Consider the following 22486-nt stretch of genomic DNA (forward strand, 5'->3'; position numbering starts at 1 on the left):
TTTTTAGCTTTGTTTTTGCTAAAGTGCAGTCAGTCTCCGTCTATCTATCAGAAGAATATGCTCGAATTTTGGTTTAATCCTAAAGTGTCTATGCTCGGTAAACTCATGATCTTTGCTGTCATTGCGATTGCAACAGGCGTGCTTTACTGGATGGATCCGCTAAAACCTGATGCAATTCTGATGTTCCTGGGAACAGGGATCATTTTCCTGATTTGTCGTTATTGCAAAATTCATTTTGCCGCAAAAAACCCAACCGGACTGTTATATCGCCTGCTGACCTGGATTCCGATTGCCTTGTTACTGGCCCTTATTTTTATGCAGATGAAAGAGGGTGAAATTTTAATTCCGGGGGCACAAGGCATTGGCTTTACGGCTTTAGCCATCTGCCTGTTTTCACCTTTGTCTTTGCTAAATAAAAACAATGTTTCAGACGAGAAAAAATAATGCTGGAATTTTGGTATTCAGATCAATGTAGCCTTCAAATCAAGCTGATGGTCTGTATTGCTACCTGTGTGATGATTTATCTGTGCTCCACAGTGCAACAGCTTTCACCTATATTTACAGGAATTAGCATTGTGATCGGCATGGGCATCCATGGCTTAAGAGCATTAAGCTTAAAAATTGCAGCAGATAATCCCTATAAAAAAGGTTTTGTTATTCTCATTCTGGTGATGCCGCTTATGGCGTTCATCACTTTAATTTCAGCTTTACCGGCCCAGCATAAAATCATTCTCGCCATGCAAGTGATTGGATTTGCTGCAATCGGTTTGTTTATCTTGTCAATGTTTCCAAACCGTAGCTTTGATAAAAATGAACAGAGATGACCAGGCATCTTTGTGATTCAGCTGCAATTCATGCATCATTATCAAGATTGATGAATTTTATCATTGATCAATTTTCTATTTCTGAAAAATAAAAAAGACCGCTAAAAGCGGTCTTTTTTTCAATCATCCGAAGACGATTAAGCAGCTAATGCGTCTTTCGCTTTTTGAGCGATAGCAGCAAATGCAACTGCATCATGCATAGCGATGTCTGCAAGTACACGACGGTCGATAATCACTTGAGCTTTTTTCAAGCCAGCGATCATACGGCTGTACGATAAACCATTAAGACGCGCACCAGCATTGATACGTGCAATCCACAAAGCGCGGAATTGACGTTTCTTTTGACGACGGTCGCGGTAAGCATATTGACCTGCTTTAATTACTGCTTGGAACGCTACGCGATATACGCGTGAACGAGCGCCGTAGTAACCTTTAGCACGAGCAAGAATTCTTTTATGACGGCGATGAGCCTGGACACCACGTTTTACACGAGCCATTTATAAATCTCCTAAAGGTATGGGCACATACGGCGAACTGAAGCAACGTCACTTACGTGAACCATTACACAGCCGCGCAATTGACGAATACGCTTAGCAGATTTCTTAGTCAAAATGTGGCGTTTGAACGCTTGTTTACGCTTGATACCGTTAGCTGTCGCTTTAAAGCGTTTAGCAGCACCACGGCGAGTTTTCATCTTAGGCATAACAACCTCTTTTGAACACCTGTTCGGAACGTCTGCACCATTGCAAAAACGACCTGCAGGTAAGGGAGCCAGTATTCTAAAGCATCTTTGCTTAAAACGAAAGCAGATATGCCCAAAATACTCGACCAATCGTCTACTTCTCTTAGTTTTATTTCCCCTATTAAATGCAGGATCTTTTTATTAATAATTCAACTATTCAGCATTATAATTATCACGACATAAGAATATTGGACCAACATGACTCCCGCACAGGATGCTTTTGCAGCACTACGCTATCGTGATTTTTCTATTGTCACGATCAACCAGTTCTGTCTTACCCTCGCCATTTTAATTCAAGAAATTATTGTTGCGTATTCACTTTATCAGATTACCAAAGACCCTCTAACTCTCGGTTTAATTGGACTTGCCGAAGCAATTCCATTTATTACCTTGTCTTTATGGGGCGGCTATTTTGCAGACCGCTTTAATAAACAGACCATTATGAAAATCTGTTTGTTCTTTGCCGTGCCTTTACCTGTGGTTTTGTGGTGGCTGTTTCATGCCTATGGCCTAGGTCAAATCGGAGTGAATACGCTGTCTTGGGGAATTTATGCCGTGATTTTTGGCTTGGGCACGATTCGTGGTTTTTACAACCCATCTGCAACTTCACTCAAGCCTTTTCTGATTCCACGTGAACTCTATGCCAATGGTGCAACCTGGACCACGATCGGATGGCAAAGTGGTGTGATTATTGGTCCTATGCTCGGTGGTTTTATGCTGGCATTTTTAGGCCGTGAAACCAATTTGCTGTCGGTCGCGGTATTGCTGAGCATCAGTTTTATCCTGATTAACCTGTTGCAGAAACGCAGTTTCCCCAAAATTGAAACAGATAACCTGCTGGAAAGTCTGGGCGATGGTTTCCGCTTTATCTGGAAAACCAAGATTGTGTTGTGGGCAATTTCACTGGATCTGGTTTCCGTCCTGTTTGGTGGGGTCATTGCCCTGCTGCCTATTTTCGCAGAAGATATTTTAAAAATCGGCCCTGAAGGTCTAGGTTATTTACGTGCAGCTCCTTCCATTGGCGCACTTTTTACCATGATTGCCTTAACCAAGTTTCCACCCACGCAAAATGCCTGGCGCAATATGCTGCTTGCCGTAGCCGGTTTTGGAGTATTTACACTGCTGTTTGCCTTCTCGAACAACATGTGGCTATCCCTGTTTGCGCTAGCCATGACCGGTGCCTGTGACAGTATTTCAGTCGTGGTTCGGCAAACCATTCTGCAGATTTACCCACCGGAAAATATGCGTGGTCGCGTTGCCGCAGTAAACGGCATGTTTGTCTCAAGCAGCAATGAACTCGGGGCATTTGAATCGGGCTTGGCCGCAAAATATATGGGCACCATTATGGCAACAGTCTTTGGTGGCTGTATGACCATGGTGGTGGTTGCGATGAGCTGGGCAAAAACCCGTGATTTATTTGGCGTAGATATCACGAAAGGTGATGATCAAACAGGTTAATTTACTGTTTAGACTTGCGAGTATTTCTAATTCAGGAAATACTTCGCACTCACCATGCTCCGCTATCGATACAACCTCTGGCTTGATTAAAGAAATAAATATTTATGAAGCAAATCCTGTGTTTTTCTCTACTTATAAGCTTACCTTTAACTGCTACCTATAGCGCTACAGCTAAAGCACCAAAACAACTCTCGGTTCAGAAAAGTGCAGCCCTTCCCGCGCATTTAACCACGCGCATTCAGTGGACCAAATTCCCACATCCTTCTTATAAAAATGAAGACTTAAAAGATCAGAACCGTAGCGCGATTATCCGGATCTATGCAGATGAAACCGGCACAATTAGTAAAGCCAGCGTACAAGAAAGTACCGGCTTAACGCATTTAGATGATCTGTTAATTAAAGCGGTTCGTGAAGCCCACGTAAAACCCCATGTCGAAAATGATACTGCCCTGCCACAAATTGGCTATCAAACCTTTAGCCTTAAACTCAGCCAAGAAGATGATGCAGAAGTTTGCCAATACAGCTTTAATTCTGAAAATTGGCAGGCGCAGCAATATAATAAAAAAGCCCCCTTTTCGTATCGTGCTCAACCGGACTTAGATCTCGACTCTGAACAACTCAACGGACACAATCGTGCGGTGAAATTCACCTTTAAAGTGAATAAACAGGGTAACGTGAAAAAAGTAAAAGTGAAAAAAGGTTCAGGCATTTATGCTTTAGACCAGCAAATTGTACGTGCAGTCTCAAATGCAAAAGTAGATGTGCCGCGCAAATATTGGGTTTATAAAAAATCGACTCTTAAAGATGAAATCAAGTTTGATTTAGCTCAATGCCGGTAATTTAAATACTGATCTAGGCCATAAAAAGAGATGCGCAAGGCATCTCTTTTTTCAAAACATTAAAAAAGCGGCATAGATAAATAAATAACGGCCTACTTTGGCAAGGCTCACGATCCATAAAAAACGCCAAAAGTTTTCTTTGAGTAAGCCTGCAATCAAGGTAACCGGATCACCAATAATCGGCACCCAGCTCAATAGCAACGACCAGTAGCCATACTTTTGATAGGTTCTCTGTGCTTTCAACATTTGCTGCTCAGAGACAGGAAACCATTTTTTATCTTTATAGTGCTCGATTTGAAAGCCCAGCCACCAGTTCACGCAGGAACCCAGAATATTGCCCAAGCTTGCAACACACAGCAGTCCAATAACTGAATGGCTGCCCTCGGCCAACAAGGCCAATAGGACAGCTTCAGACTGTAATGGCAATAAGGTCGCTGCGCCAAAGGCAGAAATAAACAGTAAAGCGTAGGACAGCATTATGTGAACAACAGTTTAAAGGCCGAGTTTTAAAGACCAAGTTGTTTCTTGGTTTTTTTATATTCGTAAATCGACCACACAATGAATAAAGCCATCGCCAACCATCGTGCTAAATCATAGCGATGCGCAATCACGCGAAAAATTTCTTTAGATACAGATGGATCATTGGCTTTTAGCGTTTCTGCCACGGATTGCATATGCACAACTTCAGCAATAAACAGCAACAGGCAAGCTGCGATACCAAAGATGATTGCCCAATAAATTTTCTTATTCGTTTCAATAATACGGGTCAAATTTAAGAAAAAGTCATTCATAGCCATGAGGTCCAATAAAAAACCACCGCAACGGGTGGTTTATTTTTGCGAGATTTAAGCGGTGTTATTCCGCAATCTTAGCACAAAAAACATTTTTCAATTTTACCCTCAGCTATTCACTTGAATGGCCAATGCACGTTGCACTGCCGGACGTGCAGTTAAACGCTCCACATATTCTTTTACGTGTGGATAATCTTCGAGTTGAATTTGCTGCCATTCATAACGCAAAATCCACGGCAGAATGGCCATATCTGCAATTGAATATTCGCCAGCTACATATTTTTGACCAATCAGCTGCTTATTCAATACACCATATAAGCGTTTGGTCTCGGCGACATAACGATCAATGGCATAGGGAATTTTTTCAGGTGCAAATTTACCAAAATGATGATTCTGACCAAGCATCGGCCCCAAGCCACCCATTTGCCACATTAACCACTGCTCAACTTCAACGCGTTGCTGTTCATCCTCTGGATAATACAAGCCGGTTTTGCGGCCCAAATATTGTAAAATTGCACCAGATTCAAATACCGAAATGGCTTCACCACGTGGTCCATCCTGATCGACAATGGCCGGAATTTTATTGTTTGGAGAAATACGTAAAAAGTCAGGTTGAAACTGATCATTTTCCATAATATTGATGGGAAAAACTTGATAATCCAAGCCCATTTCTTCTAAAGCGATTGTAATTTTATGACCATTGGGCGTTCCCCAATAATATAGATCAATCATGTTCTCTACCTTTTGCCGTTCTCGTTTTACATGACATTATTGAACTGTGCCCATACTTATATCATGTTTTATATTGATAAATCATTAATCTTTACTCAAACTTAAAAGATAAAAAATTATGTATAAGCATTTATTTTTATTCACTATTATAAATTTTATCTTTTTTTAATCAGGAATTCTTGAAAACACCCAAAACAGTACAATATAAAAAAGAGCAATGATCTTTTCAGATATTGTTCCACATACTGTTGATGAAATACATCACAGAATTGCAATCTTGTTTATAAAACTTTTCTGAACTCAGGAGGTTATATCAATGAGCAATCTCAGTCTTACTCCGCTATTCCGTCGTAGCATTGGTTTTGACCGTTTCAATGATCTATTTGATTATGCAATGCAAAGCGATACGCCGAATTATCCAAACTATAATATTGAAAAAACAGGTGATAACAACTATCGCATTGTGATTGCTACCGCTGGATTTAATGAAGATCAGCTTGAGATTAATCTTGAAAATCAGCTGCTCACCATTACCGGCAAAGCGGTTGAAGAAAATTCAGATAGCACGGTTGAATTTTTACATAAAGGCATTGCCAGTCGCTCATTTAAACTTTCGCTACACTTAGATGAACATATTGAGGTACAGCAGGCAGATTATGAAAATGGTTTATTGAAAATAAATTTGCAGCGTTCTGTTCCTGAGGAAGCGATGCCGCGAAAAATTCCAATCGGTCGTAAAACCAATGAGCAGATAGAGACATCTAAAACCGAATAAGCGCGAAAAGGACCCGTCATCGATGGGTCTTTTTAATTTTTGTTTTATTCAAAAAATAATGTTCTAAAAAGCACAACAATTAAATCTTAAAACATCCTGACTTGAATTTAAAATATACTGCCAGATACGGATCTAAAAACAACAATCTATCTTTGTGAAGAAAAACAGGTAAAAAATGAATTATTCAAGACAACCCAATATTAGCCCATTTGCGATCCTAATCGCCTTGATCTGTTTTATTATCCTGATGATTCTGATCCTGTTCGGTTGGCCACATTATAAGGTTTGGAAACAAGGCATGGATGGTCAAGCGGCACTGGCAGAAGCAGAGCAATCGAAAATGATTCAGGTACAGGTCGCCAAAGCAGAACTGGAAAGTGCCAAATTGCGTGCTCAAGCCATACAATTAGTCGGTCAAGCCGCGAAAGATTATCCTGAATACCGTAAACAGGAATTTATTGGCGCCTTTGGCGAGGCATTACGTGATGGCCGTATTCAGCAAATTATTTATGTACCGACCGAAGCCAATATTCCGATTGTGGAAGCGGGCAAGAACACTAGCCCTGTACAACAATAAAAAATACAGGCATAAAAAAGCACTGCATTTGCAGTGCTTTTTTATTAATGGATCAACGCATGCTTATTTCTTACGTTTCGGTCCAATGAGCATGCCCATTTGACGACCTTCCATTTTTGGTGCTTGTTCGACTGTACCGTATTCAATTACGTCTGCTTCAACTTTTTGTAATTGAGCAAGACCTAATTGTTGGTGAGCCATTTCACGACCACGGAAGCGCAAGGTAATTTTTACCTTGTTCCCTTCCTCTAGGAAACGAAGAATTGCACGTAACTTGATGTTGTAATCACCAATGTCTGTACCAGGACGCAACTTAATCTCTTTAACCTGAACTTGATGCTGTTTTTTCTTCGCATCTTTTTGCTTTTGCTTCAGATCGAATAAATGTTTGTTAAAGTCCATGATTTTACAAACAGGCGGCTCTGCATTAGCAACGATCTCAACAAGATCAAGCTCAACTTCTTCTGCAGCGCGCAACGCTTCAGCTAAAGAAACGATGCCCTTTTGCTCTCCTTCAGCACCAACGAGACGTACTTCTTTTGCACGGATCTCGTCATTCAATGCAGGACGATTGCTTTTAGCACCTTGTTGTTGGTTACGGTCAGGCTGTTTAATCTTTATTACTCCACAATATACCGGCCACGTTCGGCTACGGCTGCTTTCACTAGGTCAACGAAGGCATCAATTGACATAGTACCTAAATTTTTTCCTGAGCGGGTACGGACATTTACTGTACCTTCCTCTACTTCACGGTCTCCAAGAACCAGTAAGTAAGGAATACGCTCTAAAGTACGTTCACGAATCTTAAAGCCGATTTTCTCATTTCTCAAGTCAGAAATGGTACGAATTCCACTTTCTTTAAGTTTAGCGACGACTGACTCACACGCCTCAGCTTGTGAATCGGTAATATTCATTACACACGCTTGAACTGGTGCTAACCATGGTGGCATGAAACCAGCGTAGTGCTCAATAAGAATACCAATAAATCGTTCAAAACTACCCAGAATTGCACGGTGCAACATCACAGGCTGATCGCGATCATTATCTTCTGTTACATAAGATGCGTCTAGACGCCCTGGTAAGTTGAAGTCACACTGAATAGTACCACATTGCCAGATACGGCCTAAACAGTCTTTTAACGAGAATTCAATTTTCGGACCGTAGAACGCGCCTTCACCCGGCTGTAAATCCCATTCAAGACCCGCAGCATCTAAAGCATCCGCCAAAGATTTTTCCGCCATGTCCCAAAGTGCATCTTCACCGACACGTTTTTCAGGACGAGTCGACAACTTCATTTGTACGTCTTCAAAGCCAAAGTCTTTGTATACGTCCAGTGTCAATTTGATAAAGTCTGCAACTTCAGGACCAATCTGTTCCTTGGTACAGAAGATATGTGCATCATCTTGAGTAAAGCCGCGTACACGCATAATGCCGTGTAAAGAACCTGATGGTTCGTTACGGTGACATGAACCGAATTCTGCTAAACGTACTGGAAGATCACGGTACGATTTTAAACCCTGGTTAAACACCTGCACGTGACAAGGACAGTTCATTGGTTTAACCGCGTAGTTACGGTTTTCAGAATGCGTGGTGAACATGTTGTCTGCATAGTTTGCAGCATGTCCTGATTTTTCCCACAGCGTAAAATCCACCACTTGCGGGGTACGAATTTCTTCATAACCATTGTCTTGTTGAACTTTACGCATGTACTGTTCAAGAACTTGGTAAATGGTCCAACCGTTCGGATGCCAGAATACCATACCCGGTGCTTCTTCTTGCATATGGAACAAATCAAGCGCTTTACCAATTTTACGGTGATCGCGTTTTTCTGCTTCTTCAATACGTTTTACATAAGCTGCAAGCTGTTTCTTGTCTGCCCACGCTGTACCGTAAATACGTTGTAACTGTTCATTCTTCGCATCACCGCGCCAGTAAGCGCCAGAGATTTTAGTCAGCTTGAATGATTTTAAGAATTTGGTGTTTGGAACGTGCGGACCACGGCACATGTCCAAATAATCCTGATGGTAGTACAAGCCCATTTGAGTTTCTTCAGGCATGTCTGCAATCAAGCGTAATTTGTATTCTTCACCGCGCGCTGTGAATTCTGCAATCACTTCGTCACGAGGAGTCATTTTTTTCACGACTTCATAGTCTTGATCGATGAGCTTTTTCATACGCTCTTCAATCGCTGCCATGTCGTCTAATGTGAATGGACGTGGCATCCAGATGTCATAGTAGAAACCTTCTTCAATGACAGGACCAATTACCATTTTCGCTTCTGGGAACAATTGCTTAACAGCATGACCGACCAAATGCGCGCAAGAGTGACGGATAATTTCCACGCCTGCTTCATCTTTAGGCGTGATAATTTGTAAGGTTGCATCTTCAGTAATCAAGTCAGACGCGTCAACAAGACGATCGTTTACACGACCTGCAACTGTATTTTTTGCAAGACCAGGGCCGATGCTAAGCGCAACGTCCATCACAGATACGGCGTGATCAAATTGTTTTTGATCGCCATTGGGTAAAGTGATAATTGGCATAAGAAAATCCTTAAGGAGTGATGCCCCGTACCATGGGGCATATCACCGCGAGATTATGATCGAGGAGAACCTCAAAAGATAAAAACGGTGGATAAATAAAAATCGACTTGAATTTTACACGTCTTAGCCATGGGATTAAACCTTTTCACCTAGAAAATTCGCGATTTGGCTCATTTTGAATTTATTTGCCAATACTTTGTCTTTACTCAGATCAGGAAATTTTCAGCTTTGTTTTTATTCTCTAAAGCTATTCCATATTTCAAATGTGCCCTGTACGTAAGCATAAAGCTGAGCAAATTGCGGAATAATCGCTTCACTCTGAGTCGGCCTTAAAAACACATAATCATCTACAGCAATAGTGCATTGTTTGGGAACCTGGAGCATTTCCTGATTGCTACTGCGGCCATACAAAATGTGCGGCTGACTTTTTTCAGGATAGATATAATCTGCGCGCCAATAACCGCCATACACGAACAAAGCTTGATAATGATGTGGCAGATGATTCAGCACTTCCAAACCGGGTAATTGGCTATAGGGCAAAACTTTCAATACCGGGGTGGCAATCCAGAGTGCACATTTGAGTTCCGATAAATGATCCAGATCAAAATCACTCGGCTTGACCAGCATGGAACCAAAAGCCAGATCATTGCATTCGCTCTGCTGGCAATGCTGCATAAAAGTTGGACTTCCACCCCCGTTAAAGCACAGACCGTCATGCCATAAATCCGGGAATTGCTGCTGAATAATATTTTTGTATTGTTGATAAGTGTGTTGCGATTGTTGATAACTTTTTTCAGGGCTGGTTATAATTTTCGGCAATTTGGCGACATGTGCGTCATAGCCCATCAAACCGGAGAGTTTTAAATGCCTTGGATGCTGTTGAATCAGCTTGAGCAATGCAACAAATTGCTGCGAATTTTGCACTCCACCACGATGCAAACCGACATCAATTTCAATATTTACATTCAAACTGATGTCGAGTTGTTGAGCGAGCTGCAAATATTGTTGCAATCGGCTCAAATCATCAATCAGCCACTGAATATAAATTTCGTGTTGAGCATTGCTTTGATAAAATGATTCCACTGCCCGGATCGGCATGGGTTTGCCCAGCAAAATATCGGCTTGCCCAAATATCTGGATAATCTCTGCAATATGCGGAAGATGAAACAGCATAAAACGCTGCGTATTGAGCTTTTGGCTTGCCAGTTTGAGCAGCTGCATACTGGCCAAGGATTTCACCACCAAGCGCGGTTTTAACTGCGTAGGCAATTTTGACCGCACAAAATTCAAATTATCTTGATAAGTTTTTATATCTAAAATCAGTTGCGGTGTACCTGTTCCCTGCTGTTTTAAATACTGGGTTAATTGCTGAAAATAATTCGGTTGCATCACTCCCCCGACTGCTCAATTAAAAAAAGCTGCTTTAAATACGGATTGAGCCATTTTTGATTGGGATCCAGTTGTTGACGCAACACCATAAAATCATCCCATTTCGGGTATAAATCCCGAAGTGAAGCTGCGCTCATGGAATGCAATTTCCCCCAATGTGGCCGTCCCTGATATTTCTGCAAAATAGGCTCGACCAAATCAAATACGACGTGATAATCCTGTTTATAAAATTGATGAATCGAAATGGAGACCGAATCGCGCTTATAAAAAGGGCTCAGCCAGATATCATCGCCTTTGACATAGCGAAATTCGATCGGAAAAAACATCGGCACTTGATGCTTGCGTAAGCGATGTAAAACCTCCTCCAGACACTGCAAGCCTTGCTCAAGCGGAATCTGATATTCCATTTCATTAAATTTGGTATTGCGTGGAGTGGGGAAAATCTGATTTGATCAATCCACATAACAAGTCGGTTTGACAAACACACTGAGCAGTTTTTGCAGATAGGAATTTGCAGCAGGCAATCTTCGCGTCAATTCCGAACATAGGGTCAGCAAAGCATCCTCTGAAGGCCATGCATCCTGTCTGGGCTGAATCGCCTCATCCGTTTCATCCAGGGTTTTTAACATCACCTGATCAGAATGAAGAAATGCCCAAAACTCAATATGTCGGTGCTGATGCTTCCATTGATCAATGTTTGCAAATACCTCTTGAATGGGACACAACCGAATCTGCTCTTTTAATTTATAGCGTGGCCGATTTTGCAGGGTGATTTTTGTCAGTATGCCTAAACTGCCCAGGGCAACACGTCCGGCCTGAAAGATATCAGTATTTTGCTGACGATCACATTGCAGCAGCTCGCCCTCTGCGGTCAGCAATTCAAAAGCTTCTACAAAAGCAGAGAGACAGGGTAAATCGATACCCGTGCCATGCGTTCCGGTAGAAATGGCGCCCGCCAGGCTTTGCTGATCAATATCGCCCTGATTGGCTAAGGCCTGATGGATTGGAGCAAGATATTCGCCTAAGTCATATAAACGCGTACCCACTTGTACTGTGCATTGGGTTCGATTTTCATCAAAGGCAACCACGCCCTTGAAATGATCGAGATTGATCAGCACTGCATCCGTCTTGACTAAAGCACTGAATGAATGCCCTGCGCCCACTGCACGAATCTGCGCATGCGACTTTACGATATTTTGCAATTCATAGATCTTTTTGGGCTTAAAAATCTCAGGGCAACCGTGCTGACTGCCCGACCAATTTCGCCATGTTTCATCCGCCTGTTGTATTTTCATTATTATTCCTTGGCTGATATTATTTTAATTGCTCAACTAGAGTAAAATACCTAAAAAATCAAACATGGGAACCCATGCGTTCAAAATATTTGAGTGCGCTAAAATAATTTCATTAATATTTAATATGTTAAAAATTATAAAAATGTACTCGACTAAAGCATAAATGCAAGATTGCCGAGAAGTGCATATCTTTTTAACAGGATATGAAAATAAATACAGAATGGAGTTTCAAAATGGTTAGCGCATACGATGAATTACCGCGTACCCCTGCAAACTTTGTAGCGTTGTCACCTTTACGCTATCTTGATCGCGCAGCATATATCTATCCGAATCAGAACGCGATTATTCACGGTAAGCGCCGTATTACCTGGCGTGAGACATACAATCGTTGCCGTCAGTTTGCCAACCAACTCCAAAACTTGGGCATCGGTAAAAATGATACCGTTTCTGTACTGCTGCCGAACGTTCCTGCCATGATTGAGGCGCATTTTGCTGTCCCTATGGCAGGTGCGGTACTCAACACCTTAAATACGCGCCTAGATGCCAAAACACTCGCATTCATGCTTGAGCATGCTGAAACCAAAGTGTTATTGGTCGATCCTGAATTTACCGCACTTGCGACAGAAGCACTCGCACTCATTAAACAAGATATCTATGTGATTGATGTCGCTGACGAAGAATATGAAAATGCGTCAACACCGATTGGTCAAGTTGAATATGAAGACTGGATTGCGCAAGGCGATGCCAATTTTGAATGGCATTTACCACAAGATGAATGGGATGCCATCAGCTTAAGTTATACCTCTGGAACCACGGGCAATCCTAAAGGCGTGGTTTACCATCACCGCGGTGCCTACATTAACGCAGCCAGTAATATCATTGCCTGCGGTATGACGCCTCGTGCCACCTATTTATGGACACTGCCGCTGTTCCACTGTAATGGCTGGTGCTTTGCATGGACCATGGCTGCTAATGGCGGTACCAACGTCTGCTTGCGTAAAGTCGATGCGGAACTGATCTTTAAACTAATTGCTGAGCATAAAGTGGATTACTTCTGTGGCGCGCCAATTGTCTTGTCCATGCTCATCAACATGCCTGAAGAGAAAAAGACCAAGCTTGATCACCGTGTCGAAGTGATGGTGGCAGGTGCTGCGCCTCCAGCAGCGATCATTGAAGGAATGCGCAATATTGGCGTTAACGTGACTCATGTTTATGGCCTGACAGAAACCTACGGTCCTTCTGCACTTTGCGCATCACAAGCAGGCTGGAGTGATTTGTCGATTCAGGAACAAGCACAGCTGCATTCACGTCAAGGGGTTCCTTACCCATTACAAGACGGCATGAAAGTACTTGATCCTGAAACCATGCAAGAAGTTCCACATGATGGTCACACCATGGGCGAAATTATGTTCCGTGGCAACATCGTGATGAAGGGTTACTTAAAGAATGCTGAAGCGACAGCAGAAGCCTTCGCTGGTGGATGGTTCCATACCGGTGACCTTGCCGTTTGCCAGCCAGATGGCTATGCAAAAATTACCGACCGCTCCAAAGACGTGATTATTTCAGGCGGTGAGAATATTTCATCGCTAGAAGTGGAAGAAGTGCTGTATCAACATCCTGCAGTTCTGACCGCAGCCGTGGTAGCAAAACCTGATCCACGTTGGCAGGAAGTGCCATGTGCTTTTGTGGAATTGAAAGAAGGTAAAACAGCAACAGCTGAAGAACTGATTGAATTCTGCAAACAACATTTAGCACGCTTTAAAGTACCTAAAGATTTGGTGATTACAGAAATTCCGAAAACATCGACAGGGAAACTGCAGAAATTCATCCTGCGTGACTGGGCAAAAGAGCGTGCTACAGGTGAGTTTCAGTAATTTTTTCTTCTAACATCAATAACCTCAATCCCAACCTTTCTTCTAATAAAGGAGTTCCCTCTCATATTAGGAGAGGGTTAGGGAGAGGTCATATACATTGAAGAAATATGTGATTTTTACTTAGCAGTATAAAAATTGGTAATTTGAAAATATTTTTTGGAATAAAGGTCAGCCCTCTCTCTAACTCTCTCCCTGAGCAAGCGACAATGGCATTGCATTGTCGCAAAGCGCAAAAGAGAAATACCAAAGCATAAAAAAAGCGACTCATATGAGCCGCTTTTTTATTTCGATCAGGGAAAACTCAGTTATCTGAAATCAATGCCACTTGCTGAATATAGTTAAATAATTTCAGCTTAGAGGCCGCGATTTGTTCTTCAGGTAACTGTTTGCTGATGTCACGCTGAATACGCAGGATATGCTGACGAATCGGATGATGTTCTGCCGCATTATGTGCTTTCATGAATTCTTTGATTGCCGGATCACCCTGTGCAATCATGCGGTCAACCCAACGCTGCAACTGTGCGGTTTTTTTCGCACCTTGTTGCGGCGTTAAATAAGACAGAATAACTGCCTCATCTTCATTACGTAATAATTTACCAATACGTAAGAACTGACGGCGGCGGGCTTCGTGCGAAGTAATTAAACGTACATCTTCCAATGCTTCAATTAAACGTTCTTCCACAGGGAGTTTCTGAATTTGTTTAAGACTCAATTCAGCGAGTTGTTCACCTAAAGCAGCCATACGCTGAACTGCTTTTTTTTGTTCGGTTTTGCTTGCACGTCCTTCTAAAGTTTCAAAGTCATCTTCAGTAAAACGCTGTTGCGGTCGACGTGCCACGATTAATCTGCCTCGTAAAATTTTGCTGCAAATAGCGCCTGAATTTCAGATAAAGCTTGTTCTTCATCTGTACCCTCAAGCACTAAACGTAAAGTTGTGCCTTTGCCTGCACCGAGCATGAGCAAGGACATAATATTTTTTGCATCGACTAATTTATCACCTTTACCAATTTGAATCGATGAACGAAATTTGGTGGTAACTTCAATTAGCTTTCCAGATGCACGCGCATGTAAACCTAGTTTGTTAATTACGTCAACAGTTGTGTCAATCATGACCAGTGCTTCATTTCCCTGTGTAAGACCTGAATAGACCATTTTGTCTCAAGAGCTTTTTTGAGTCTATCCACTATATATACTGAACGGTGCTGCCCTCCCGTACACCCAATCGACACTGTCATATAGTGACGATGCCCCTCTGCAAAGGCAGGCAACCATTTATCTAAAAAATGATAAATGTCTTCGAACATTTCGCCGGTTTGTTCACTCTGCAGTAAAAACTGCTGCACAGGTAAATCTAAACCTGAATATTTTCGTAATTCCAGATCCCAATGCGGATTAGGCAAATGACGGACATCAAAGACATAATCGGCATCCAGAGGAATACCGTGCTTATAACCAAAAGATTGTAAAATTAAAATTAAGTTATCGGATTGTCCAAGTTTAGACAACAAAGTGTGCTTTAGATCATGCACACTTTTATCCGTTGTATCAATATGAACTGTGGAACGTAATTGTATCGGAAGCAATAAGGTTTTTTCTTCCTGAATACACTGATTCAAACTTTTAAAACGGCTGGCTAAGGGATGTGGGCGACGCGACGCACTAAAACGGGAAATAAGTTCCTGGTCTTGTGTAGTCAAATAAATGATATCGACCGAACCATGGCTCTGCATTTGTTCAAAGACATGATCAAACTCCTGTAAATCCGCGCGCGTACTGCGTACATCGACCCCTAGAGCCAATTGTTCCAGATTATTTTCACTGTCCAGTTTGGCAACAATTTCAGGCAGCAATGCCAAGGGCAAATTATCTATACAGTAATATCCCAAATCCTCCAGCACCTGCAAGGCAGATGATTTTCCTGATCCGGATTGTCCTGTAACGATTAAAATACGCTTCATGGCAAGGCTGTCCTTAACTAAATCTTACACAGTATACTTAACTTGCAAGTTATCAATCAGTCGTGTTTTACCTAATTTTGCAGCAACAAACAAAACCAGATCCTGATCAAATGCTTCTATTTTTTGTAATTCCGGAGTACGTGCTTCCACATAATCCACAATAAAGCCTGCTTGTGTCAACGTATGCTTAATACTTTCCAACACGTCCGCCAGAGCCACACCACTTTGAAGTTGTTGTTCAGCAGCTTTTAAACTTTGGAAAATGGTCGGTGCAATCTGACGATGTTCTTCACTTAAATAACCATTACGTGAACTGAGTGCCAAACCATCTTCTGCACGGGTAATCGGCACACCAATCACTTCCAGCGGAATATTCAAGTCACGCACAAACTGACGAATTACTGCCAGCTGCTGATAATCTTTTTGGCCAAAGAAAGCAAAATTCGGCTGCACCATATTAAACAGTTTCGTCACAACAACCGCGACGCCATCAAAATGGCCGGGACGCTGTAAGCCACATAAATCATTGGTAATGTCAGACACAGTGATATTGGTTAAACGCGGCTTGTTACCATACATTTGCTCAACGGTGGGCGCAAATACAATGTCACATCCCACATCTGCTAGCAAATGACTGTCATGCTCTAAAGTGCGTGGATAATTTTCAAAATCTTCATTTGGGCCAAACTGAATGGGATTGACAAAAATACTGACCACCACAACATCACAGATCTTGCGTGCTTCACGTACAAGGTTTAAATGACCTTCGTGTAAATTGCCCATGGTTGGAACAAAACCAATAATTTTTCGCGCTGATCGAGCCGGACTCAGTGAAGCAGTTAATCCTTGAATGGTAGTTTCTGTTTTCATGTTTACAGCTCGACTTGAAAAGTGTGTTCTTTAGCAGGGAAAGAACCATCCTGTACTGCAGCATGGTAGGCTTTAAAAGCATCCAGAATTGCAGTTTCCCCTGCCTGTTCTTTCATAAAGTTACGTACAAATTTAGCCACGCGACCAAAGGTCAAGCCCAACATATCTTGAACGACCAGCACTTGACCGTCGGTATCTGCACCCGCACCAATCCCAATCACAGGAATATGCGGGAACAATTCACTAATTTCTTTACCCAATTGTGCCGGCACACATTCTAATAATAATAATGCAGCCCCCGCTTCTACCACGGCTTTACAATCTGCAATCAGTTGATCCGCTGCTTCACGCGTACGTGCCTGTAATTTATATCCGCCAAAGACATGAACGGATTGAGGTGTTAAACCTAAGTGTACACAGACTGGAATGCCATTACGTGTCAAAACAGTGACAGTTTCACTTAACCACGCACCGCCTTCCATTTTGACCATTTGCGCGCCAGCTTGCATGACGGTTTTTGAGCTTATCAATGCATCATTTAAAGTGGCATAACTCATAAACGGCAAGTCAGTCATAATGAAGGCATGTTGATTCCCACGGCGTACCGCAGCGGTATGGTAAGCCATATCTTCCACAGTCACAGGCAGAGTTGAATCACGGCCCTGGATCGACATCCCTAAAGAATCACCAATTAAAATGCTGTCGACTTCTGCAATTTCCATTGCCTTTGCCATACTGGCATCGTAACAGGTCAGACAAGAAAATTTGCGTCCATCAGTTTTAAATCGTCTTAAGTCGCTGAGACTAATCATCAAGATGTTCCTCTAACACGTTCCAAGAACATGCCTAAATTAAATATTTGACCAAGATTCATCATCCAAAACAGTCAGGGTTGGATGTTGAACCACGGGTAAATCTTTTAATCGTTGTGCTTTAATTTGTATATTTGCATCTAAATCTAACAAGGGTATGACCACAAAATCACGTTCGAACAATCCCACATGTGGAACGGTTAAACGTTCATTTTGAATGTGTTCTTGACCATAGACCAATAAGTCTAAATCTAAAGTACGCTCGCCCCAACGACGTAAACGCACCCGACCGGACTCTTGCTCGAAACGTTGTAACTCATCCAATAAAACCAAGGGAGCCAAATCAGTTTCCAGCTGTACCACCGCATTTAAATAATTCGGTTGGTCTTGTGGTCCCATGGGTGGGCTTTGATATAACCTGGATGTTTTCACGGTTCCAAGCGTTGCCAGCTTTTGCACAGCTTCAAGCAAAATCTGACGTGAATCACCCAAGTTACTACCTAAGCCAATATAGGCGACTGTGCTCATTGTGTCGGTCCAAAAACAACTTGGCTTAAATCACGTTTTACACGTTTACGTTTTAGAATTGGATGGTCATATGCAATCTCTGAACCACCTGCAGAAACGGTTTGAACAGGTCTATCTGGTCGGGTTCTGCTCTTGCGTTCACGACGGCGTGGTTCAGGCTCGTTTACCAAAGGCTCAATTTCAACAGAGACGGATCTAGGTTCAATCACATCTTCTGTTGCAGCTTTACGACGACTTTTTGCACGTTGACGATTGTATTGACTAATGGCACGTTCTTTTTCATCCGTACTCATCAGCTGATATGAATCCCACCACATGCCCATACCTTGGGTGGTGTTGTCGCCTGACTTCTCACGAAGCAACAGGAAATCGAAGCCGGCACGGAAACGTGCATGGGTCGACAACGCTTGGATTTGTTGTGGTTTTGGATTCAGCAAACGGGTTTGCATTTCCCAAACTTCACGAATAAAGGTTTCTGCAAAACGTGGAATGATAGTACGGGTGGCCTGACGCTTTAATACATCCAAGCCCGCTTGTGCACGTGCTTCTGCAGCAACAACACCTTTACTGAGATAAAATTCACAACGTTCTAAAAAGGGCTTCCACAGCAACACTGCATAGAAAAATGCAGGGTTAATGGTTTTACCGATTTGAATACGCTGATCGGTATTGATGGCGGCACGTTCGATAAATGTCGAAATATCTGGACGGATATCCGCAAATAGCTGACGCCAGATATCAAAATCAATCAGCATTGGGAGCACACGGTTCAAATGGCCCATGGTGAACAATTTCTGCGATTCGTCATATAAACGATGCGGAGAAATATCACGCAACAACTGGGTCATTTCAGGGGTGAAAATCTCTAAAATCTCAGGTGCAATACTGAAATTTAATTTTGCCGCGAAACGCAAAGTACGCAGCATACGCACTGGATCTTCTTCAAAACGTAAAGTCGGATCGCCCAATAAGCGTAAAGTTTTATTTTCTATATCATCAATTGCATTACAGAAATCGAGCACGATCCCTTTACGCGGTTGGTAATACATCGCATTAATGGAAAAATCACGACGGACAAAATCTTGCTCAATCGTGCCCCAATTATTGTCACGTAAAATCATGCCTGAAGCAGAAGTGACTGCTTTTTTAGGCGGTGCACGGAATGTCGCAACTTCGATCAGTTCTCGGCCTGAATAGACATGAGCAAGCTCAAAACGTCGTCCAATAATACGACAACGCCGTCCGAAAACTTCTTTCACTTGCGCCGGTGTTGCATCAGTGACTGCATCAAAATCTTTGGGATTAAGACCCAACATTAAGTCACGGACACCGCCACCGACGATATAAGCTTCAAAGCCTGCCTTATTTAAGGCATCGATAACATCTAATATGGAAGAAGGTAATTGAGCGGTTGATAAACCACATTTTGACGCGCGCAAAGTTTGCAAAAGACGCTGTCTCCTACGTCTGAACGTAAAATATCTAAGATGACGCTAATCATATATCTAACACAATCAAAGGGCAATTTGATTATCTCAATGCTAAATATATTGTTTGGCTCTTCTTGACTGCTTGACCTATGAATTACAGGCTTAATCGTTCTTTATTCTTGGCAAATAAAGCGGGTCCAATCCCCTTCACCTGCTGTAATTCCTCAATGTTTTTAAATTTTCCATTTTTTTGACGATAGGCAATAATTGCTTCCGCTTTTTTTAAACCTACCCCAGACAGCTGTTGTAACTGTTCCAGATTGGCTTGGTTCAAACTTATTTTAGCCCCAGTGGATGCCTGTAAAGCAGGTTTCGCCAAATAATAATTTTTTGGCGGAGATACATGCGGTATTTTTAAGCGTGCATCTTCGGCTTCCTGTTCAGCCTTCCATTTTAAGTATTGTTGATCAAACTGTTGAGCATAACCGGTCGTTCCGCTCAGCACTGACATCAATACACCCATATAAAAAATTGCATTCAGGATCTGTATTATTTTTTTCATTATCGGCCTTTTATTTTAATTGTTGTTTTGCCTGCTCCCAGAGTCGATCCATTTCTTCTAAAGACAGCGTTTCAATTTTTTTATGTTGTTGCTGAGCGTGATCTTCAATGAAAGCAAAACGGGTTCTAAATTTATGAATGGTGCTTAAAAGCGCCATTTCACTGGAAAGTCCCAGTTTACGTCCAACATTGATGAGTGAAAACAAACAATCACCAAATTCATCGAATATTTCGTCGGAATTTTGATTTTGCATGGCGTGTTGCAGCTCTTCTAGTTCTTCATTCAGCTTGCCATAAGCGCCTGCTACATCAGGGAAATCAAAGCCAATTTGTGCCGCATTTTTTTGAATTTCATGTGCTTGTTGAATTGCAGGACCATGCTTGATGTCATCCAATCGTGATTGGGCTTTGCCTTGTTTTTCTTGTTGTTTAATTTTTTTCCAAAGTACGGCTACATCATCGGAACTGAGCTGTGAAAATTGCTCTGCCTGAAACACATGTGGATGACGACGGATTAACTTTTCAGTAATCGCATTCACCACATCATTAAAATCAAAAGCCCCAATTTCACTATACATTTGTGACTGAAACACCACTTGCAGGAGTAAATCACCGAGTTCATCGCGTATCTCGTCTGTATTTCCTTCCCTGACTGCTGCTTCTACCTCATACGCTTCTTCGATGGCGTATTTGGTGAGGCTTTGCGGAGTTTGCTGCTGATCCCATGGACATTTTTCACGTAACTCACGCATTACTGTCAATAATTTATCCATGTTTTCATCACTCCAATCATTTTGAAAAAATCCGTTTTTCGCAGTCAATATTTGTTATGCTCAACTAAAATCTTTAAAAACAAGCGCTACAAAAACAAAACTGAAAGGAAAAAAAATATATGCACAGTATCTTTATTAGTGGTGCAGCACAAGGAATTGGGGCCGCAATTGCAACACTGTTTTATCAACATGGCTATAAAGTCGGCATATATGATATCAACGAAATTCAAGCCCAGAAACTTGCTCAGCAATTAGGACCACACGCGAAAGCTGGTTTGCTCGATGTTGCCAATTATAAACAATGGCAACAAGCTTTGAGCGAATTTCAGACTTGGGCAGGCGAAATGAATGTGTTGGTCAACAATGCTGGCATTCTCTATTCAGGGGCTTTTGAACAGACTGATATCGCAGAGCATCACCGAACCGTCGATATTAATATCAAAGGTGTTTTAAATGGTTGCCATGCCGCTTTACCTTTTCTAAAGCAGGCTTCTTCCGCTCGTATTATCAACCTGTCTTCTGCCTCTGCGATTTATGGACAACCTGATTTAGTCTCGTATTCAGCCAGTAAGTTTGCGGTTCGCGGCATTACCGAAGGCTTAGATATTGAGTGGCAAAAATACGGCATTCGCGTTTTAGATGTCATGCCCTTATTTGTTCAAACTGCTATGGTTAAAGAGATGGATGCAGGCAGCATCCAAAATATGGGTGTGCATTTAACTACAGAAGATGTCGCTCAAGCAATTTATGCACGTGTGCAAGCGAAAGACTCCATATTCACCAAAACTCATCAAGCAGTCGGACTTAAAACCAAAGTGCTGATGACCCTTTCCAAGCTCAGCCCGCAGTTCCTCAACCGGATGAGCAATAGGTTTTTGGCGAAAAGAAAATGAGAGAAATCAAAATAAAAAAAGAACCTGATGAACAGGTTCTTTTTTTATTAAGAAAATCGCTCAATTATTAGTGAGAGATTTTCTTATTTACTTTTAAACATAGAAACAAGCAAGTTATTATAAAAATGAAGAGATATCTTGTGGTTTCGATGCAGCACTCTCAGGCATTTTAAATTCAATCCCAGCTTTTTTAAGTAGTTTCGGATATTCCACCAGAGCCATACTTGAGTTTTTAGCAATACCGGTAATATCACCTACAACATTTTTTGCATCAATCAAAGATAGACCAGTATTTGTTAAGCTCATAGGATTTGTCATCACGCCCATGCTGACTTGTTTCGCACCCAAAGCCAAGTCACGAGCTGTTAAACTTGCAATCACAAAGTTTGATGCAGACGCCAATAAATATTTCTTTTGCTCTGCACTAAGTGATGAAAGTTTTGCAACTGTTGCATCTTCATCCTTTTTCGATGCATCAAGAACCGCATTCGACATTACTACAATTTCTTTTTGAATCGCTTCTTTTTCTTTCGGATCAGAAGTCGCTTTCAAACTTTTTTGTTTTGTTCTTAATTCATCTGAATCTTTTTTACTTGCAAGCAATGAAGCCAAAGCACTACGGCTTTCAATGAACATTGCATTGGTTGCTTTTGCTTGAGTAAAAAACCCATTCAAATCCATATTTGAAGAAGATACACCTGTAGCAGATTCAGTGAGTGTCGAAGCAAGACTGCTGAGTGAACCAAAGCCTGCATAAACGCTTGAAGCCCCCATTGATGCTGTTATTGCTAAAACAATCGCAATTTTTTTCATACGTCATTA

The 22486-nt window shown here is 41.9% G+C and carries 26 protein-coding genes and 1 pseudogene; 8 read left to right on the top strand and 19 right to left on the bottom strand.

Features of this window, described 5'->3' with window-relative positions; all coding sequences use genetic code 11:
• Nucleotides 1-57: 57 nt before the first annotated feature.
• Nucleotides 58-444: a hypothetical protein gene (locus E0H81_RS01345; RefSeq protein ID WP_131315917.1), complete on the top strand. Its 387-nt coding sequence runs from the start codon at nt 58-60 to the stop codon at nt 442-444.
• Entirely contained in the window at nt 444-824 is a 381-nt protein-coding gene (locus E0H81_RS01350) for a hypothetical protein (RefSeq protein WP_131315919.1), read from the top strand. Before E0H81_RS01345 ends, E0H81_RS01350 begins: the two co-directional genes overlap by 1 nt.
• A gap of 137 nt (nt 825-961) precedes the next feature.
• Here E0H81_RS01350 and rplT read toward each other — a convergent pair whose 3' ends face one another.
• Together rplT and rpmI are read right to left on the bottom strand one after the other, a co-directional pair.
• Nucleotides 962-1321, bottom strand: a complete 360-nt coding sequence (gene rplT, locus E0H81_RS01355; RefSeq protein WP_067721943.1) for a 50S ribosomal protein L20 — start codon at nt 1319-1321, stop codon at nt 962-964.
• An 11-nt stretch (nt 1322-1332) separates the two neighbouring features.
• Nucleotides 1333-1527: a 50S ribosomal protein L35 gene (gene rpmI / locus E0H81_RS01360; protein WP_067721945.1), complete on the bottom strand. Its 195-nt coding sequence runs from the start codon at nt 1525-1527 to the stop codon at nt 1333-1335.
• A 237-nt stretch (nt 1528-1764) separates the two neighbouring features.
• Here rpmI and E0H81_RS01365 point away from each other — a divergent pair, with 237 nt between their 5' ends.
• Together E0H81_RS01365 and E0H81_RS01370 are read left to right on the top strand one after the other, a co-directional pair.
• Nucleotides 1765-3024, top strand: a complete 1260-nt coding sequence (locus E0H81_RS01365; protein WP_131315921.1) for an MFS transporter — start codon at nt 1765-1767, stop codon at nt 3022-3024.
• Nucleotides 3025-3128: 104 nt separating this feature from the next.
• Complete coding sequence (locus E0H81_RS01370) at nt 3129-3863, top strand: energy transducer TonB family protein (protein WP_131315923.1); 735 nt, start codon at nt 3129-3131, stop codon at nt 3861-3863.
• Nucleotides 3864-3914: 51 nt separating this feature from the next.
• Here E0H81_RS01370 and E0H81_RS01375 read toward each other — a convergent pair whose 3' ends face one another.
• The 3 genes from E0H81_RS01375 to E0H81_RS01385 all read right to left on the bottom strand — a co-directional run bounded on the left by E0H81_RS01375 (nt 3915) and on the right by E0H81_RS01385 (nt 5386).
• Nucleotides 3915-4337, bottom strand: coding sequence for a YqaA family protein (locus E0H81_RS01375; RefSeq protein WP_131316202.1), 423 nt, complete (start codon nt 4335-4337; stop codon nt 3915-3917).
• A gap of 32 nt (nt 4338-4369) precedes the next feature.
• Nucleotides 4370-4654, bottom strand: coding sequence for a hypothetical protein (locus tag E0H81_RS01380; protein ID WP_131267104.1), 285 nt, complete (start codon nt 4652-4654; stop codon nt 4370-4372).
• Between the two features lie 108 nt (nt 4655-4762).
• Nucleotides 4763-5386 (bottom strand): glutathione S-transferase N-terminal domain-containing protein, encoded by a 624-nt coding sequence (locus E0H81_RS01385; RefSeq protein ID WP_131267105.1) that lies wholly within the window; start codon nt 5384-5386, stop codon nt 4763-4765.
• A gap of 316 nt (nt 5387-5702) precedes the next feature.
• Here E0H81_RS01385 and E0H81_RS01390 point away from each other — a divergent pair, with 316 nt between their 5' ends.
• The gene (locus E0H81_RS01390) at nt 5703-6161 is read left to right on the top strand and encodes an Hsp20 family protein (RefSeq protein ID WP_131315925.1); all 459 of its coding nucleotides are present in this window, start codon (nt 5703-5705) and stop codon (nt 6159-6161) included.
• A gap of 175 nt (nt 6162-6336) precedes the next feature.
• Nucleotides 6337-6738 carry a hypothetical protein gene (locus tag E0H81_RS01395; RefSeq protein WP_131315927.1) on the top strand — a complete coding sequence of 134 codons (402 nt, stop codon included), beginning with the start codon at nt 6337-6339 and terminating at the stop codon, nt 6736-6738.
• A 63-nt stretch (nt 6739-6801) separates the two neighbouring features.
• On the opposite strand, the gene infC is transcribed toward E0H81_RS01395, so the two are convergent.
• From infC to E0H81_RS01415, 4 genes and pseudogenes are all read right to left on the bottom strand, one after another.
• Complete coding sequence (gene infC / locus E0H81_RS01400; RefSeq protein WP_131216524.1) at nt 6802-7353, bottom strand: translation initiation factor IF-3; 552 nt, start codon at nt 7351-7353, stop codon at nt 6802-6804.
• A gap of 5 nt (nt 7354-7358) precedes the next feature.
• Entirely contained in the window at nt 7359-9281 is a 1923-nt protein-coding gene (gene thrS, locus E0H81_RS01405) for a threonine--tRNA ligase (RefSeq protein WP_131315929.1), read from the bottom strand.
• A gap of 234 nt (nt 9282-9515) precedes the next feature.
• The gene (locus E0H81_RS01410; RefSeq protein ID WP_131315931.1) at nt 9516-10670 is read right to left on the bottom strand and encodes an alanine racemase; all 1155 of its coding nucleotides are present in this window, start codon (nt 10668-10670) and stop codon (nt 9516-9518) included.
• A pseudogene (locus E0H81_RS01415) lies at nt 10670-11965 on the bottom strand (D-arabinono-1,4-lactone oxidase). Before E0H81_RS01415 ends, E0H81_RS01410 begins: the two are co-directional and overlap by 1 nt.
• A gap of 233 nt (nt 11966-12198) precedes the next feature.
• On the opposite strand from E0H81_RS01415, the gene E0H81_RS01420 reads away from it, so the two are divergent.
• Nucleotides 12199-13839, top strand: a complete 1641-nt coding sequence (locus tag E0H81_RS01420; protein WP_131315933.1) for an acyl-CoA synthetase — start codon at nt 12199-12201, stop codon at nt 13837-13839.
• A 301-nt stretch (nt 13840-14140) separates the two neighbouring features.
• Here the strand turns inward: E0H81_RS01420 and yjgA are convergent, their stop codons facing one another.
• From yjgA to mazG, 9 genes are all read right to left on the bottom strand, one after another.
• The gene (gene yjgA / locus E0H81_RS01425) at nt 14141-14677 is read right to left on the bottom strand and encodes a ribosome biogenesis factor YjgA (RefSeq protein ID WP_131315935.1); all 537 of its coding nucleotides are present in this window, start codon (nt 14675-14677) and stop codon (nt 14141-14143) included.
• Between the two features lie 2 nt (nt 14678-14679).
• Nucleotides 14680-14949: an HPr family phosphocarrier protein gene (locus E0H81_RS01430; RefSeq protein WP_131315937.1), complete on the bottom strand. Its 270-nt coding sequence runs from the start codon at nt 14947-14949 to the stop codon at nt 14680-14682.
• Nucleotides 14946-15797, bottom strand: a complete 852-nt coding sequence (gene rapZ, locus E0H81_RS01435; RefSeq protein WP_131315939.1) for an RNase adapter RapZ — start codon at nt 15795-15797, stop codon at nt 14946-14948. Before rapZ ends, E0H81_RS01430 begins: the two co-directional genes overlap by 4 nt.
• A gap of 24 nt (nt 15798-15821) precedes the next feature.
• Nucleotides 15822-16667 (bottom strand): pantoate--beta-alanine ligase, encoded by an 846-nt coding sequence (panC, locus tag E0H81_RS01440; RefSeq protein WP_131315941.1) that lies wholly within the window; start codon nt 16665-16667, stop codon nt 15822-15824.
• Nucleotides 16668-16669: 2 nt separating this feature from the next.
• A complete protein-coding gene (gene panB / locus E0H81_RS01445; RefSeq protein WP_131315944.1) occupies nt 16670-17479 on the bottom strand; it encodes a 3-methyl-2-oxobutanoate hydroxymethyltransferase in 810 nt (269 codons plus the stop codon).
• Nucleotides 17480-17518: 39 nt separating this feature from the next.
• Entirely contained in the window at nt 17519-18007 is a 489-nt protein-coding gene (gene folK / locus E0H81_RS01450; RefSeq protein WP_131315945.1) for a 2-amino-4-hydroxy-6-hydroxymethyldihydropteridine diphosphokinase, read from the bottom strand.
• Complete coding sequence (gene pcnB, locus E0H81_RS01455) at nt 18004-19455, bottom strand: polynucleotide adenylyltransferase PcnB (protein WP_131315947.1); 1452 nt, start codon at nt 19453-19455, stop codon at nt 18004-18006. The genes folK and pcnB overlap by 4 nt, the downstream gene beginning before the upstream one ends.
• A gap of 136 nt (nt 19456-19591) precedes the next feature.
• Nucleotides 19592-19948, bottom strand: a complete 357-nt coding sequence (locus E0H81_RS01460; RefSeq protein WP_228139698.1) for a ComEA family DNA-binding protein — start codon at nt 19946-19948, stop codon at nt 19592-19594.
• 61 nt (nt 19949-20009) lie between these two features.
• Nucleotides 20010-20771 (bottom strand): nucleoside triphosphate pyrophosphohydrolase, encoded by a 762-nt coding sequence (gene mazG / locus E0H81_RS01465; protein WP_131315949.1) that lies wholly within the window; start codon nt 20769-20771, stop codon nt 20010-20012.
• A gap of 119 nt (nt 20772-20890) precedes the next feature.
• On the opposite strand from mazG, the gene E0H81_RS01470 reads away from it, so the two are divergent.
• Nucleotides 20891-21664, top strand: coding sequence for an SDR family oxidoreductase (locus tag E0H81_RS01470; RefSeq protein WP_131315951.1), 774 nt, complete (start codon nt 20891-20893; stop codon nt 21662-21664).
• A gap of 117 nt (nt 21665-21781) precedes the next feature.
• Here E0H81_RS01470 and E0H81_RS01475 read toward each other — a convergent pair whose 3' ends face one another.
• Nucleotides 21782-22477 carry a hypothetical protein gene (locus tag E0H81_RS01475; protein WP_131315953.1) on the bottom strand — a complete coding sequence of 232 codons (696 nt, stop codon included), beginning with the start codon at nt 22475-22477 and terminating at the stop codon, nt 21782-21784.
• Nucleotides 22478-22486: the final 9 nt, after the last annotated feature.

It is taken from the genome of Acinetobacter terrestris (assembly GCF_004331155.1).
GTDB lineage: Bacteria > Pseudomonadota > Gammaproteobacteria > Pseudomonadales > Moraxellaceae > Acinetobacter > Acinetobacter terrestris.